Below are 15,742 nucleotides of genomic sequence, written 5' to 3'. Positions count from 1 at the left end.
CCTGCCTGTTTTATTCTCCGGACGGTTTCTTTTTGTCCAACGCATGCAGGTATTTTCGTAAGATCACGTTGATGTACTGGGAAAACGGGCGGGCATCTTCATCAGCCAATTCACGCAGGCGGGCAACAATATCGCTGTCCAGTGTAATCGTTACTCGTTCCTTCAACGGCCTCACTTCGCTCACCTCTTGTTATCCAGCATACCATTAAATTATACTTAATATTGATTTATCATACAAAATATTATATAGTATAACCACAGGAGATGGGTATCATGATAACTTGGATCAAAAAACACTTGCTTACATTGTTATTGTTTTTTTTTGGTTTTTTTGCTTGGCATTTTCGTCGGTTGGTTCATTGGTGCTTTTGATACCTTTCACTATCTTGGGTATTCTGTCACCCTATCCTTTTGATACTTCTTCACGATATAAAAGCGCCCCGTACAAAAGTACGGGGCGCTTTTTCACTGAAACCCCTCCGCGATCACGCCGAACAGCTCGTTGATGCGGCCATACCTCTGTTTAAGGTACAGCCAGCCGAACAGCGCTTCGAGCGCGGTCGCCTGCGCATATTCCGCAACAGACGAGGAGCGCGGCACGCTCTTGGGCTTTGCGTTGCGGCCGTGACGGTACACGTCCTGTTCCTCCCCGTCAAGCAGGGGAAGGATGCGCTGCGCCGCCTCCGCCTGCGCGGAGGCGCGCACCAGCGCGACCGTATGTCTGTGCAGGTTGCGCGCGGTCTGCATGCCGCCGCACGCCAGCCAGGTGCGCACCATGACCTCATAAACGGCATCGCCCACATGGGCGAGCGCGAGGCTCGACATGCGGGCGATAGCAGCGTCATCCAGCTTGGGATGCAGATAATCCATTACTGTTCCTCAGTCGCCTTTTCAGCGGCAGCGGCCTTTGCAGCCTCGGCCTTCGCCTTGGCGGCGGCAGCCTGCTTGGCCTGCATCTCCTTGAACTTTGCCTTCTCCTCTTCGGTCGGGACAGGCTCGATGCAGCCCTTTGGACAGGCCTTGGCGCACATCTTACAGTTCTTGCACTTGTCGTAATCGATCTTGGCAACGCCGTCGATCACATGGATTGCGTCAAACTTGCAGGTCTTTTCACACATCTTGCAGCCGATGCAGCCGCTCGCGCAGACCTTCATGACCTCCGGCCCCTTATCCTTGTTCACGCAGTTGACGTGGACCTTCTTGGATTCCGGAACCAGGTCGATCAGCTTCTTCGGGCAGGCCGCGACGCACTTGCCGCAGGCCACGCACTTTTCGGTATCAACCTTGGCAACGCCGTCCACCACATGAATGGCGTCGAACGCGCACGCCTTGACGCACGAGCCGAGGCCCATGCAGCCGTACGCACAAGCCTTGGGGCCGCCCGCGACGCGCATCGCAGCGGTGCAGTCCTGCAAGCCCTCATACTTGGTCTTATCGACCGCGTTGCAGCCGCCGTTGCAGTAAACATGCGCCACCTTGCGCTCGCCCGCTTCAACCGCTACGCCCATAACCTCGGCGATTTTGGCGGCAGCCGCCGCGCCGCCGACCGGACAGCCGTTGACCGGCGCGGTGCCTTCCACGATCGCGGCCGCCAGGCCGTCACAGCCTGGGTAGCCGCAGCCGCCGCAGTTTGCGCCCGGCAGGCACTCGCGAACCAGCGGTACGCGCTCATCCACCTCGACGGCGAACACCTTGGCCGCCACGCCGAGCAGGATCGCGAACACGATGCCCATGATAAACAGGACAGCGACCGCGTAAACAATATTCATGGTATCCATTTCTTATCCTCCTCCTTGCTTACCAGATCGACAGGCCGGAGAAGCCCATGAAAGACATAGCGAGCAGCGCGGCGGAAACCAGCGCGATCGGGAAGCCTTCAAAGCACTTGGGGCATTGGGCCGTTGCGTCCAGACGCTCGCGGATCGAAGCGAACAGCACGATCGCCAGCGTGTAGCCGAGGCCGGCGCCTACGCCGTAAACCATCGAACCAATAAAGGAATAACCGTTGTCAATATTCGAGATCGCCGCGCCGAGTACCGCGCAGTTGGTGGTGATCAGCGGCAGGAAAATGCCGAGCGCGGAATACAGCGCGGGCATCGCCTTTTTCATGAACATTTCAACAAACTGCACGAGTGTCGCGATAACCAGAATGAATGCGATGGTCTGCATGTACTCCAAGCCGAGCGGGTCGAGGATGAAGTACCATACCGCCCAGGAAACCGCGCTCGCCAGCGCCATAACAAACACGACCGCCATGCCCATGCCGATGGCCGTATCGGTCTTTTTGGAAACGCCGAAGAACGAGCAGCAGCCCAGGAACTGGACAAGGATGTAGTTGTTGACCAGCACGGCCGCCACCGCGAGCGACAGCACCTCGGTCAAGCCCATTGCATCAGGGAAGTTAAACATTTACTTGTCCTCCTTTCCGGCCATGACCTTCTGGATCACCGCGAAGATGAAACCCATCATCAGGAAGCCGCCCGCCGGCAGGATCATCATGACCGCCGGGTTGGCGCTCAGGCCGGGGATGGCGAAGCCTTCCGCCGGAATGAAGCTCAGGAAAGGCAGCAGGGTGGACAGGCCGGACAGCACCGTACCCGCGCCCAGCAGCTCGCGGAAGAAGCCCATCAGGACCAGCGCGAAGCCAAAGCCCAAACCCATGCACACGCCGTCCAGCGCGGAGGGGAGGACCTTATTCTTGGAAGCGTACGCCTCGGCACGGCCGAGGATAATGCAGTTAACCACGATCAGCGGCAGGAACAGTCCCAGCGAAGCCGCAAGGCTGGGTACGAACGCCTGCAGCGCCAGATCAATCATGGTAACAAAGGTTGCGATAATGGTGATAAAGCACGCAATACGGATCTTATCCGGAATAAACTTGCGCAGCGCGGAGATAACCACGTTGGAGCAGATCAGTACAACGGTCGCCGCAACGCCCATGCCGATAGCGTTGGACAGCGAGGTCGTGGTGGCCAGTGCGGGACACAGGCCGATGGTCTGCATGAAGATCGGGTTGTCGAGGATGACGCCCGCTTTCAGCTGTTCAGAAAATTTCATTTGGCTGTTCCTCCTTTAACCCAAGCTTGCAACGCAGTTGGCCGCGGTGTTGACGCCGAGGGTCACTGCGCGGGACGTGATGGTGGAACCGGTGATGGCGTTGATCGTGCCGCCGTCCTTGGAGACTGCGAGGCTGCCATCCGCCGGCTGGCCCGCGAACTGGGTGATCCAGTTCTTATCGCTCTGCGCCTTGGCGCCCAGGCCCGGGGTCTCGCCATGCGCCGTTACCTGCGCGCCCGCGATGGTGCCGTCCGTGTTGACGCCGACGATCAGCGTCAGCTCGCCGCCGAAGCCCTTGGGCTTTACTTCTACACAGTAGGCGATCGTCTCGCCGCCCGCCTCTGCCGCGTATACGCCGCTGATTGCCGGCTGATTCTTATCCGCCGGCGCGGTCCATTCCTCGCCGACCTCTACGTCGGTAAAGCTTTCCGCGTCCGCAATGATGGCGCTCATAGCCTCGTTGCGGGTCTCAATACCGTTCTGCTCGATCTTATCCTTGGTCACGCCGTTGGTAAAGCCCAGAAGCAGGGCGCATACAAAGGTGATCAGGCCCAGTACGACGACCAGCATCAGAATGCCGCCGCCCTTTTTGCTGCTATCCATAATTTACTGTGCCTCCTTCTTCTTATCCAGCGCATAACCGAACTTGCGGGGATGGGTGGCCTTGTCGATCGCCCAAACCAGCGTGTTCATGATCAGGATGGAGTACGACACGCCTTCCGGCAGGCCGCCGAAATAGCGGATGAACACCGTCAGCAGGCCGCAGCCGATGCCGAAGATGATCTGACCGCGCGGCGTGACCGGGCTGGTGACGTAATCGGTCGCCATGAAAATCGCGCCGAGCATCAGGCCGCCGGACAGCACCTGGTACAGCATCCACTGCACACGGGATACGTCTCCCATCGGGAACAGGAATGTAACGACCGCAACGGTCAGGATGTACGCTGCGGGGATATTGATGGTGATGACCTTGCGCCACAGCAGATACAGACCGCCTGCGATCAGCGCAAGCGCAGACGTTTCACCGATCACACCGCCGGTCTGGCCAAGGAACATATCCATCAGCGTCGCGTCCGGCAGGACGCCGTTCTTGAGCGAGGCCAGCGGGGTCGCCGTGGAAATCGCGTCGGTCAGGCTGACCGTGCCGAGCAGCGGGAGATTCGCGTGCGGCGCGGTCCAGGTGGTCATCAGGCCGGCCCAGGAAGCCATCATGAACGCGCGCGCGCCGAGCGCCGGGTTCATGAAGTTCTTACCGATGCCGCCGAACAGCATCTTGACGATGATGATGCCGAACAGCGCGCCGAACACAACCATCCACCACGGGGCGGATACCGGCACGTTGAACGCGATCAGAACGCCTGTGACGAAGCACGACAGGTCGCCGACCGTGTTGGGGTGGCCGACAATTTTATTATAGATCGTCTCGAATACTGCACAGGCAACCATGGAGATGACTGTCAGGACGAGCGCGCGCCATCCAAAGGTATAAACCGCCACGCAAAGCGCGGGCAGCAGCGCGATCAGCACGTCGAGCATCAGGCTGCGGGTATCGTCCCCTGCCTTGATATGGGGCGAGGAGGTGACGACGACTTTACTCAGATCATACATTTTCGTTTCCCCTCCTTACTTCTTTTCCGCCTCTGCCTTTGCCTTTTCGGCATCGGCCTTGGCCTTTTCCGCCATGCGCTTGGCCTGGATCTTGCCCTTGGTCAGGCGGAACTGCGCGACCAGCGGAATGCGGGCCGGACACACATAGGCGCACGAGCCGCACTCGATGCAGTCCAGCATGCCGCACTCAACCGCGTTATCCAAGTCCTCCTGCTTGCCGTATACGTTCATATAGACCGGCAGCAGGTGCATCGGGCAGGCGTTGATGCACTTGCCGCAGCGGATGCACTGCGGGTCGGCCACGCGCTTATCCTCGTCCCCTGCGAATGCAAGGAACGCATTCGTACCCTTGAAAATCGGGATTTCGAGCGAGTATTGGGCAACGCCCATCATCGGGCCACCCATCAGAAGCTTATTAGGGGCCTCCTTGAAACCGCCGCATGCGTCGATCAGCTTTTCGACCTGCGTGCCAATGCGTACTTCAAGGTTCTTCGGCTCCGCAATCGCGGAACCCGAAACCGTTACGATACGGCGGATGACCGGCATACCGGTCGTAAAGCGGCGGTAAACCGCTCCCGCGGTGTCGACGTTGAATACCGCGCAGCCCGCGTCGGCCGGCAGCTTGCCGGACGGCACCTCGCGGCCCGTGCAGGCATTGATCAACTGCTTTTCTGCGCCCTGCGGGTATTTGCACTTGAGCGGGTACAGCTTGAGGCGCGGGTCGTCCGCGATCAGCTTTTCAATGCCCGGGAATGCGTCCGTCTTATTTTCCTCGACCGCGATGATCGCGTTCTGAACCCCCATAATGTCGGCCAGCATCTTCAGCCCGCCGACGACCTCCTCCGGACGCTCGAGCAGCAGGCGGTGGTCTGAAGTTATGTACGGCTCGCACTCGGCCGCGTTGATGATGACCGTATCGCACTTGCCGATGCCGGACTGGATTTTGACGTGCGTGGGGAATGTTGCGCCGCCGTGGCCGACGATACCGGCCGAACGGATGCACTCGATACGCTCTTCGTTGGACATGGATGCGAAATCATACGGATGTACGGACTCATGCGGACGGTCCTCCCCGTCGTTTTCGATCACGATGGACAGGACCTTGCTGCCGTTCGGATGCAGGCGGGGTTCGACCGCCTTTACCTTACCGGACACGGTTGCATGGACAGGAGCGCTGACAAAGCCGCCGGCTTCCGCGATGGGCTGTCCCAGATCCACGGTATCGCCGACGGAAACGATCGGCTTTGCCGGGGCGCCGATGTGCATGGAAACGGGCAGGATGACCTGGTCGGGCAGCGCCAGTTTCTCGATCGGCTTGGTGTTTGTCGCGGATTTATACCCCGGGTCTGCGTGGGTGCCGGGGTGAATGCCGCCACGGAACGAATACACCATGTTTTTCACCTCTCTAGTTTTTTGCGCAAGAAGAACCGAACCGCGGGTTCGGTTCCATCTACTAATGAAATCGGCAGACCATGTTGAACGCATAGTCTTGCAAATTAGATTATACTGTTTTTGGCCCCCAATAAGCAAGCCTAAAACGCAAAAAATTTGTCCAAAAATCAAAAAAATTTGTTTTAGACCCTGCTTATCCCGTCATTTTGTATACCCACTTTGTGAACAAATCGTCATTCTTTTCCTCCAAAGGAAACAGAAAACGGAAAAACAGGCTGTAAAAACAGCCTGTTTCCGCCCATATTACCTTTTTTCCCTGGGTTTGCAATACCGTTCGGTATATTCGGTCGCCGCCGGATCGCCCCGCTGCACCATGCTCTGCGGATATGGCGGGAGCGGCGCGACCGCCGCGGAATCCACATGCCCCGCCTCATCATATTGCGGGAACGCTTTTGGCTGGCGTTCTTCTCCGTTCTTTCTGCCCATCCGGCGCGCCCCCTTACAGCCCAAGACGCTTGGACAGGAACTGGGCCGCCGTTTGGCACAGCTTGACCGCCACCTCGTCCGCAGAGGCGTTTTCCTCCTCGCCGACAAAGGCGACGCAGCCCGTTACGTCCCCATCCGTGATGATCGGCACGGCGACGATCACATTATACACGTCATTTGCGGTGATCGCGATATCCTGCGTCTCTCCTACGCCGCGCTCATAGGTGGCGCGCTGCTCCATCACAAGCTCCAGGTCGGGCGAGATGCTCTTTTCCAGGATGTCCTTTTTCGCTCCGCCTGCCGCGGCGATGACCGCGTCGCGGTCACAGATCGCGCAGCTCATGCCCGCGGTGCGCGCCAGCGCCTCCGCCAGTTCGGCGACGACCGTACCAAGCTCCCCCATGGGGGAATATTTTTTGAAGATGACCTCGCCGTCGCGATCGGTGAAGATTTCCAACGGGTCGCCCTCCCTGATGCGCAGGGTGCGGCGGATCTCTTTCGGAATAACGACGCGTCCAAGATCATCGATGCGGCGTACAATGCCGGTTGCTTTCATTTACGCGTTCCCTCCCATACGAATTTCTGGTTGTACAGGTAGTATGACAGCAACGCGGACAAATATGCGGGATTTTCCACCGGCGCGGCTCTGGCAATTTTTTCTCGGCCTGTTATTTTTGATTAAATGGAAAAGCGAGGGCGGCACTGTCGTTTGGCGGGCTAACGGGTCTGAGTGCCGTTAGCCGCGGCGCTTCGTTCGAGCCAACGGTGCAGGAAATCCATCTGCTCCTGCGTGTGGAACCAATGCTCGCCGTTTTCCATCACCGTCAAGCCACAGCGAAACCGCTGGGCGAACTGCTCTACGGTATCACGATCTATCAGGGCATCGCTGCCGCCGTATAATATTTCCGTGGGGCTTTCCCATGCCGTGATCGGATGGGACGCCGCATATTCCCAATACTCCCACGACAAGGTCTGCCCAAAATCGGTTGGGATCACGCGCTCCTGCCTGAGCCGTTCCTCTGAAACGTCCGCCCAGCCCATCATTTTTTGCAGCAGCCGCTTCATATCGAGGACAGGCGAGACAAACAGACAGCGGTCCAGGCGCTTGCCGCGCAGGCCCAGCATGCCAAACCACGCCCCGATGCTGTTTGCGAACAGGGAAATCCCTTTCCAGCGCGCCTCAGCAAACCGCATCACCGCGGCCAGCTCCGGTGCGACGTGCCACGGGTCAAAGAAAGGCATCTCGTCCGCCCGTTCCCCATGCCCCGGCAGGTCTAGGCTCAAGGTCTGGCACCCATACCGCTGCAGGCTTTCGGCAACGCCGCACGCCTCCTCTTTATTCCCGTTTTGGCCGTGTACATATAAATACACTTGATTGGACGGCTCGCCCAGCACGAGCGCGGGAATACCGCCGATCCGCAATTCTTCTCTCGCAATAGACATGTTGCTGCTTCCTATCTTGTGTCGTTGTCCTGCGGCCGGATTTTCCGGCGCAGCCGTTTTGTCACCGCGCCGTGACCTTTGCGCCAGTCACGATCGCGCGCGGCGCGCCGGTCAGCGGCATGCCGGTGTACGGCGTGTTGGCCGCTTTCGAGCGGTAGCTCCGGTACACGGTCTCCCGCTTCCAGTCCAGCAGCACCAGGCGGGCGAAGTTCCCCTCGCGTACCGCGCGGCCGGACAGTCCGTACAGCTCCGCGGGCGTCCGGCTCATCCGCTCCACCAACTGCATGGGCGACAGGCGTCCGGTCTGCACCAGAAACGTATTGCATACGGAAAACGCGGTTTCCAGCCCCGTGATGCCCGACGGGGCCTTGGCGAATTCGCGCGCCTTTTCCTCCGCCGTATGCGGCGCGTGGTCGGTGGCGACCATGTCGATCGTACCGTCCGCAAGCGCGCCGATCAGCGCCTCGCGGTCAGCCTCCGTGCGGAGCGGCGGATTCATCCGCGCATAGGCTCCGTGCGTGCAAACATCCGCCTCGGTCAGGGAAAGGTGGTGCGGCGTGACCTCCGCATAGATCCGCGCGCCCAGCGCCTTGCCCGCGCGGATCAGCGCGACCGACTGTGCCGAGCTGACATGCTGGAACAGGACCCGTGCGCCCGTGTCCAGCGCGAGCGCAATATCGCGTGCGATCATCGCGCTTTCCGCGCTTGCCATCGCGCCCGGCACCCCAAACTCCTTCGCCGCCTTGGAGCCGTAATTCACGCCGGGCGAGGGTACGAGGGACGGCTCCTCCTCATGGAACGACAAAAGGATATCCTGTGCCGCCGCGCGCGCCATCGCCTCCCGACACAGGCCTGCGTCCGTCAGGTTAAGGCCGTCGTCGGTCAGACAGGGCGCGCCCGCGGCCTTGAGCGCCCCGAAGTCGGTCAGCTCCCGCCCCTTCAGACCCTTTGTCACCGCGCCCGCCTGCAGAACCTGCACCGCGCAGCCCCGCGCCTTTTCAGTCACATACCGGATTGTTTCAGGCGTATCGCATGCGGGCAGGGTATTCGCCATGCAGATCACGGTCGCGTAGCCGCCTGCGGCAGCAGCAGCAGCGCCGGTGAGCACGTCCTCCTTTTCCGTCTGCCCCGGATCGCGGAAATGCACATGCCCATCCACAAATCCGGGGGAAACCGTCAGTCCGGCCGCGTCCCAGCACTCGCAGCCCGGCGGCGGCTGGAGCCGCTTGGACACCGCCGCGATCACACCGTCGTCCCCGATCAGCACGTCGCGCGGCGCGTCCGTGCCTGTGTAGGGGTCAAGCACCCGTCCGTTTTGCAGTAAAAGCATGGAAAACCTCCGTCCTTTTCTCTATTCGTTTTTATATTGTATCATGGATGCCCTAGCCATGCAAAATAAAACGGCCGCTGGGCGGCCGTTTTTCCGACGGGCATTACATCTGATGGTCGAACGTAACCACCGGATTATACCGCCAGTCGATTTTTTTCAGCTGGTCCCGAATCCGCATCATCAGCTCCCGCTTTGCATCGTTGTCGTAGCTGAACGGGACGACCACGTCAAAAATCAGGTTGATCTGCCGTTCCCCGTCCACAACGCGGAAATCGTGCATGGAGAGCCTTTCGTCGATCGACCGCAGCACGGCGTCCGCCTGCTCGCGCAGCGCGGCGACATGCGCGTTGTTGACGTCGATCGGGTCCATGTGGATAACCACATATACCCCTGTCTGCTGCCAAACCCGTTTCTCCGCCTCGTCGATCACCTCATGCACGGCGACAAAGTCGGAATCGCTCGGCACTTCCGCATGGAGTGACGCCAGCGAGCGCCCCGCGCCGTAATTATGGACGATCAGGTCGTGTACGCCCACGATGTAGTCCGAATCCATCACAATGCGCTCGATGCTTTTCGCAACCTCGGGGTCCGCGGCCTCACCGAGCAGCGGCGCGACCGTATCGCGCGCGATACCGGCGCCCGCCCAGATGATGAACAGCGCCACCAGCACCCCTATATAGCCGTCCACCGGCAGGGTGGTGAAACGGCCCGCAATCATGCCGACCACGACCACGCCGGTCGTGATGACATCGTTCCGGCTGTCCTGCCCCGCGGCCATCAGCACGGGCGAATCGATCCGGCGGCCGATCCCCACGTTGAACGCACCCATCCACAGCTTGACTGCCATGGAAACCGCGAGAATGGCGATCAGGATGGGCGATGCCTCGACCGGCTCTGGATGGAGGATACGGCCGGCCGAGGTTTTCAGAAACTCAAAGCCGACCAGGACGATGATAAACGATACGATCAGCCCCGCGATATATTCCGTGCGCCCATAACCGAACGGATGCTTTGCGTCCGGCTCCTTGCCGGAAACCTTGAAGCCCACAATCGAAATCAGGCAGGAAAGGCCGTCCGACAGGTTATTGAACGCATCCGCGGCAATGGAAATCGCGCCGCTGAGCAGGCCGATCGCCATTTTGAGCGCAAACAGGAACAGGTTGCACGCGATACCCACCGCGCCGGACAGCACACCATAGCGCTCCCGCACGCGGGCGTCCCGCGTATTTTCCGCATCCTTCACAAACAGGCGGATCAACAGGCTGGTCATAGCATCCCCCTCGTATACAGAATATTATATATGCCCATACAAATTACTAATTGTAATATCATAATTGCTGGGATGCCTAACATAAAGCTGCGGTGCAGCGTTTTGTGGCGGATCAGCAGCATGCTCGCATACACGCCCGGCCCGCCGCCGACCAGGGTCCAGAAAAACAGCGTGCGCTCCGGCACACGCCCCCATCCATTCCTCGCGGCTATTTTATCATATATGCTGACCAGCGCGCCGATCGCACTGACCACAAGCAGATAGTACCAAACGCCTTTCACGGCTGACAGCCCCTCCCCCGCCGGAATTTCCTTATATTTTAGCATAGGCGCCTGCGGGATGCAACCAGACGCGCAAAAAGTAGCCGCGACTAACGTTTTCGCGCGTGAGCAGCGGAAAGGGGACGCGCGTCTGCGCGTCCCCCGTACTGCTATTCTGTCTGCGCGGCGAGCCGCTTGGGGTTGCCGTTGTCGAACGGCGCGTCGAAATGGTACCGCAGCAGCCAGCCCGCGTCAAACTGGGCGGCATACTGTCCCGCGAGCGACGCGGCGCGGATGCGCGCTAGGCCGAACAGCTCGGGTACGGAATCCGTGCGCACCTCCCCCGGCGTCCACAAGCTGCCCCACGGCTCATGCTCCAGATTAAGCGCGTCCCATGCGGGTAGCTCGGTCTTCATATGGCCGGTCAGCAGCGCGCCGCGTCCGGCAAGGCGCTCCAGCCGCTGTGCGGCGCGGTATATGCCGCGGCTCTCCGAATAGAAAAACGTTTCCCACGCCAGCATCTCGTCAAACGCCCGCCGGAGGCTGTACGGCGGCGCGTCCGCCCCATATACCGCTTTCAGCACCGCGTGGAGCAGCGCGGCAAGCACGGCCTTCTCCTCAGCCTCCAGCGTGTAGGAATCCGCCGGTGAAAAGGTTGTGACCGGCGCGCGGCGCACGCGCTCATATACCAGGGAATCGATATCGCTTTCGATCTGACAATGGACCGCGGAGCCGGACAGGCGCGTGTCCACGGAACGGATCTGCTCCTGCCGGCAGTATACATACGGGTGTATCTCGCTGTCGAGCGCATAATGGCACAGGAAGCCGTAAAAATACGCGCTGGCGATCTCATGGGCCGTGCCGGTCAGGTCGTGTACGCCGTGCGCGAGTGCCGCGAACAGCCGGTCCGTCCGCTCGGAATGCATCCGGTTGCCCAGCTTATGCAGCGGGCTGCCGAACAGGACTTTCCGGTAAAACAGCGGGTCCGGCCCCTGGCAGCCCCAGTAAAAGCAGGCCGGACGGCTTTCGGCAAGCGCCTGCACCGGAGCCGGAAAAACCGCGAGCGCCTGCTCTCCGAACAAATGATGGGATACGAAATCCGCCATAACAGCTCTTCCTTTCTTTGTTGGCGTCAGCAGTCTGCGCCCTCATTATACACGCTTTTCCGACAAAGGGAAAGCGTGCAGGAGAAAAAACTGCGGCGTTTTTTTGCTGCCGGCGGCTCGCTTTACCTTTTCCCCTTGGCATGCTATAATATAAGCAGGCCATCTTCGCCGCGTTCAGGCCCGCGGGCGCAGCAGCAGCACGGATACGTCGTTGACGTTGGTTCCCGTGGGTCCGGTCTTAATCAGCCCGTCCACCCGTACAAGCGCATGATAGGCGTCGTTATCCGACAGCACGCGGTCGATGGATATGCCCTGCGCGGCAAGACGGCCGCAGGTCGTCCCGTCCACCAGGCCGCCCGCCGCGTCGGTAGGACCGTCCGTCCCGTCCGAGCCGACCGAAAACACGGCCGCGCCCACCAGTCCCGCAATCCCGCGCGCGGCGGAAAGCGCAACCTCCTGATTGCGGCCGCCCAGCCCCGTGCCTGTGATATGCACGACGGTTTCGCCGCCCGCGATAAACGCAAGCGGCTTTACTGTATCCGCATGGTACTGTGCGACCGACGCGAGGAAGCTGCCCGCCTCCCGCGCTTCGCAACACAGGCTCGCGGTCAGCACGGTCGTTTCATAGCCCAGCGCGCGGCACGCGCCTGCCGCCGCCGCGCACAATTCGCGCACCGAGCCGGTGACCCGCGTTTCCACATGATCCAGACGGCGCGGCAGCGGCCGGTCGAGCAGCGGCAGCACCTCCGGCGGGAGCCGCAGCCCGTATTTTTCCACGACCGCGTGTGCCTGCTCCGCGGTCGAGCGGTCCGGATAGGCCGGTCCGGAAGCGATCATGTCCAGCGGGTCGCCCACGATGTCCGACAGCACGATGGCGAACACCCGCGCGGGCGCGCAGAGCTGCGCGAACCGTCCACCCTTGACCGCACTGACCCGCTTGCGCAGCGTGTTCATCTCAACGATATCCGCGCCGCAGCGCAGAAGCTGGCCGGTCAGGTCCGCGAGCGCCTCCGGCCCGCAAAGCGGCTTTTCAAACAGCGCCGAGCCGCCGCCCGATATGAGCAGCAGGACCAGGTCGTTTTCCCCCAGCGGCTCCACCAGCCGTATCGCCTCGTCGGTGGCGTCGAACGAATTCCAGTCAGGCACTGGATGTCCCGCCTCCCGAATACGCAGGCCCGGGATATCACCACCCGCGTGGCCGTATTTGGTGATCACGATACCGTCCGACACCGCGCCGCCCAGACAGTCGGCAGCGGCCTTCGCCATCTGCCAGGCTGCCTTGCCCAGCGCGACCAGGACCAGCCGGCCGGTCGGGGGCGTAAACCCTTTCAGCGCGCGCGCCACCGCCTCGTCCGGCAGCACGGCGCGGATCGAAGCGTCGATAATGCGCGCCGCGTCCTCACGAATTTTCATAGCGCTCAAACCATCCTTTCCAAACAGCGCCCCGGCGGGGCCTGTCTTGCAAAATCAGAGGAAATCCATATAATATAAAAGTATACAGGGAATAGCTCCCCGACTCAAGTCAGGAGGCGGAATTATGCCAAAAAACAGGCCGATTCAAACCATTGCGGATCAGGTTTACGCGATCCTGCGCAAAAATATCTGCAACGGGCTGTACGCGCCCGGCTACTGGCTGCAGGAGGCCGAGCTTTGCGAGCAGCTCGGCGTCAGCCGCAGTCCGGTGCGCGAGGCCCTGCTCCGTCTCGCGTCGGACGGGCTGCTCGTCAGCATCCCTAACAAGGGGACGTTCGTCAAGGAGTTCACCTGTAAGGATATCGACGAGATCTTTGATATGCGTGTGCTGCTGGAGGGTTACGGCATCCGCAACAGCCGTGCCAACCTGACTTCCACCCATATCCAGCGGCTGCTCGACATTCTGGAGGACCTACAGACCATGATCGACGCGGGCGACCTGGATGCTTACGCCCGCGTGGACGAGCAGCTGCACAACGAAATCGTCTCCCTCGGCAACAACAGCATCGTCAGCTCGGCCTACTACCGCGTCGGCTCGATGAACCAGCAGTTCCGCGTGCTTTCCCTCAACATCCGCCAGCGCTTCGAGGAATCCCAGGACGAGCACCGGCAGGTTATACACGCCATCATTCGGGGCGACGCCGAGCTGGCCGAGAGCGTCAACCGCCGGCATCTGGAGCTGGCCCGCTCCTGCATCAAGGAGCAGCTCGAAAAAAAGAAATGATCCCCGCAGACAAATGGCTGCCGCATTTGCGGCAGCCATTTTTATTTGCTTTGTCCCTTAGTGGATGAAGAACGACAGGACGATGAAAATGCATGAGCCGAAAGCCGGAATCAGGATAGAGCCGACCGACCAGGTTTTGAGGCTGGTCTTGATATCCATGCCGGAGAAGTTCGTGACAACGTGGAAATACGAGTCGTTCAGGTAGCTTGGACACATGGTGGTCAGGCAGAGCGCCATCGCCGCCAGATACGGATTGACTGCCAGACCGGCCGCCACCATCGGGGCGATAATCGCGGAGCCGGTGATCATCGCGGTCGTACCGGAACCCTGCGGGAAACGCATGATCACGCCGATGATGATCGGAACCAGTATGCCGGGAACGCCCGCGGCAACGATCGCGTCCGCCATCATCTTGGCAGCGCCGGTCGCGTTGATGACCGCGCCCAGCGCGCCGCCCGCGGCAGTGATGAACACGATCGGACCAGCGTCGCGGCAGGCCTCCTGCATCAGATTGACACAGGTCTTCTTGTCGTAATCCCTGCAGAGCAGGAACGCGCCCATACACAGGGAGATGAACAGCGCGATGACCGGCTGGCCAAGGAACTGGACGACGTTGGCGACCATGGTGCCTTGCAGCGAGGAGATCTGGCCGACCAGCGTGTTGGCGAAGATCAGTACGATCGGTACCAGCAGCGTTGCAAAGGACATAAACGCGCTCGGCAGCTTTTCCGCCGCCAGCAGATCCGCAAAGTCCTCGGTAACAAGGTCTTCGTTCTTCTGATACTTTTCGTTGATGCGGTCGAGCACGCGGAGTTGCGCTTCGCTGTACTGGGAGCGGTCGATCTCATACGGGACAACCAGATTAGGGTATTTCTTGCCGAAGTGGCGGAACAACGGTACCGCAAAGGCAAACAACGGGATTGAGATACCGATGCCGCACAGGATAAACATGCCCAGATCGATACCCAGACCGTTTTCCTGGAACGTGCTGACGACTGCCAGCGGGCCTGGGGTCGGCGGCACCATAAAGTGCGTGATGTACAGGCCCATGCCGAGGATACCGCCCAGACCGACCATGGACCTCTTGGTCAGTCGGGAGAATTCCTTGGCCAGCGAGGACAGGATAACGAAGCCGGAATCACAAAACACGGGTATGGAAACGACCCAGCCGGTCAGGCCAAGCACGACGTCGCAGTTCTTCACGCCGACCGCCTTGAGGATGGTCAGCGCCATGCGCTTGGCCGCGCCGCTCTTTTCCAGAAAGATGCCCATGATACAGCCAAAGCCAATTACCACGCCGATACTTGCCATCGTGTTGCCGAAGCCGGTTGTCACCGTGCTGACGCACTGGGTCAGTGACGAGACCTCGCCGAACGGCATCGCCAGCACCGCGATCAGGATCGCCGAAATAATCAGCGACGGGAACGCGTGCATCTTGGTAAAAATGATCAGCACCATCATCACAACAATACCGATCAGCATTGCTACTACAGGATTTAGCATGTTTTTACCCCCTTATTCACTCGTCTTTTTTCTTATCTTCCTCATCTTCCAATCCGATTCCGGCGATGGCCCATCCCCCTTTCCGCTCCG

General features: G+C 60.2%; 18 protein-coding genes. 1 reads left to right on the top strand and 17 read right to left on the bottom strand.

The features are described 5' to 3' along the window. Positions 1-10: 10 nt before the first annotated feature. From OCV66_RS12140 to OCV66_RS12065, 16 genes are all read right to left on the bottom strand, one after another. Entirely contained in the window at positions 11-175 is a 165-nt protein-coding gene (locus OCV66_RS12140) for a ribbon-helix-helix domain-containing protein (RefSeq protein ID WP_054327966.1), read from the bottom strand. A gap of 290 nt (positions 176-465) precedes the next feature. Further along, positions 466-870, bottom strand: coding sequence for a Mini-ribonuclease 3 (locus tag OCV66_RS12135; RefSeq protein WP_054327967.1), 405 nt, complete (start codon positions 868-870; stop codon positions 466-468). Then, positions 870-1,778, bottom strand: a complete 909-nt coding sequence (locus OCV66_RS12130; protein WP_054327968.1) for an RnfABCDGE type electron transport complex subunit B — start codon at positions 1,776-1,778, stop codon at positions 870-872. The genes OCV66_RS12135 and OCV66_RS12130 overlap by 1 nt, the downstream gene beginning before the upstream one ends. A 19-nt stretch (positions 1,779-1,797) precedes the next feature. After that, entirely contained in the window at positions 1,798-2,409 is a 612-nt protein-coding gene (rsxA, locus tag OCV66_RS12125) for an electron transport complex subunit RsxA (protein ID WP_242977857.1), read from the bottom strand. Beyond that, positions 2,410-3,057 (bottom strand): electron transport complex subunit RsxE, encoded by a 648-nt coding sequence (gene rsxE / locus OCV66_RS12120; protein ID WP_054327969.1) that lies wholly within the window; start codon positions 3,055-3,057, stop codon positions 2,410-2,412. A 15-nt stretch (positions 3,058-3,072) separates the two neighbouring features. Next, on the bottom strand, positions 3,073-3,660 hold the full coding sequence (locus OCV66_RS12115) for an RnfABCDGE type electron transport complex subunit G (RefSeq protein ID WP_054327970.1): 588 nt from the start codon (positions 3,658-3,660) through the stop codon (positions 3,073-3,075). A gap of 3 nt (positions 3,661-3,663) precedes the next feature. Next, the gene (locus tag OCV66_RS12110) at positions 3,664-4,665 is read right to left on the bottom strand and encodes an RnfABCDGE type electron transport complex subunit D (RefSeq protein ID WP_054327971.1); all 1,002 of its coding nucleotides are present in this window, start codon (positions 4,663-4,665) and stop codon (positions 3,664-3,666) included. A gap of 15 nt (positions 4,666-4,680) precedes the next feature. Then, on the bottom strand, positions 4,681-6,057 hold the full coding sequence (gene rsxC / locus OCV66_RS12105; protein ID WP_107631129.1) for an electron transport complex subunit RsxC: 1,377 nt from the start codon (positions 6,055-6,057) through the stop codon (positions 4,681-4,683). 303 nt (positions 6,058-6,360) lie between these two features. Beyond that, the gene (locus OCV66_RS12100; RefSeq protein ID WP_054327973.1) at positions 6,361-6,543 is read right to left on the bottom strand and encodes a hypothetical protein; all 183 of its coding nucleotides are present in this window, start codon (positions 6,541-6,543) and stop codon (positions 6,361-6,363) included. 13 nt (positions 6,544-6,556) lie between these two features. Continuing rightward, complete coding sequence (locus tag OCV66_RS12095; RefSeq protein ID WP_107631130.1) at positions 6,557-7,099, bottom strand: stage V sporulation T C-terminal domain-containing protein; 543 nt, start codon at positions 7,097-7,099, stop codon at positions 6,557-6,559. A gap of 161 nt (positions 7,100-7,260) precedes the next feature. Further along, complete coding sequence (locus OCV66_RS12090; protein ID WP_107631131.1) at positions 7,261-7,986, bottom strand: alpha/beta hydrolase; 726 nt, start codon at positions 7,984-7,986, stop codon at positions 7,261-7,263. A 61-nt stretch (positions 7,987-8,047) separates the two neighbouring features. Continuing rightward, entirely contained in the window at positions 8,048-9,316 is a 1,269-nt protein-coding gene (locus tag OCV66_RS12085; RefSeq protein WP_054327974.1) for a dihydroorotase, read from the bottom strand. Between the two features lie 103 nt (positions 9,317-9,419). Continuing rightward, positions 9,420-10,586, bottom strand: a complete 1,167-nt coding sequence (locus OCV66_RS12080) for a cation diffusion facilitator family transporter (protein WP_107631132.1) — start codon at positions 10,584-10,586, stop codon at positions 9,420-9,422. Then, positions 10,583-10,912, bottom strand: a complete 330-nt coding sequence (locus OCV66_RS12075) for a DUF1294 domain-containing protein (RefSeq protein ID WP_147574453.1) — start codon at positions 10,910-10,912, stop codon at positions 10,583-10,585. Before OCV66_RS12075 ends, OCV66_RS12080 begins: the two co-directional genes overlap by 4 nt. Before the next feature lie 104 nt (positions 10,913-11,016). Further along, on the bottom strand, positions 11,017-11,952 hold the full coding sequence (locus tag OCV66_RS12070) for a zinc dependent phospholipase C family protein (protein WP_147574452.1): 936 nt from the start codon (positions 11,950-11,952) through the stop codon (positions 11,017-11,019). A gap of 174 nt (positions 11,953-12,126) precedes the next feature. Further along, complete coding sequence (locus OCV66_RS12065) at positions 12,127-13,365, bottom strand: glycerate kinase type-2 family protein (protein WP_147574451.1); 1,239 nt, start codon at positions 13,363-13,365, stop codon at positions 12,127-12,129. A gap of 124 nt (positions 13,366-13,489) precedes the next feature. Here OCV66_RS12065 and OCV66_RS12060 point away from each other — a divergent pair, with 124 nt between their 5' ends. Next, a complete protein-coding gene (locus OCV66_RS12060) occupies positions 13,490-14,149 on the top strand; it encodes a GntR family transcriptional regulator (RefSeq protein WP_107631135.1) in 660 nt (219 codons plus the stop codon). Positions 14,150-14,206: 57 nt separating this feature from the next. Here OCV66_RS12060 and OCV66_RS12055 read toward each other — a convergent pair whose 3' ends face one another. Further along, a complete protein-coding gene (locus OCV66_RS12055) occupies positions 14,207-15,652 on the bottom strand; it encodes a GntP family permease (RefSeq protein WP_082397318.1) in 1,446 nt (481 codons plus the stop codon). Positions 15,653-15,742 lie beyond the last annotated feature (90 nt).

Origin of the sequence: Agathobaculum ammoniilyticum (genome assembly GCF_025567315.1) — a bacterium.
In the GTDB taxonomy this organism is placed as follows: Bacteria; Bacillota; Clostridia; order Oscillospirales; family Butyricicoccaceae; genus Agathobaculum; species Agathobaculum ammoniilyticum.
The sequence above is the reverse complement of the archived record's forward strand: the minus strand, read 5'-3'. Positions and strand labels throughout refer to the sequence as shown.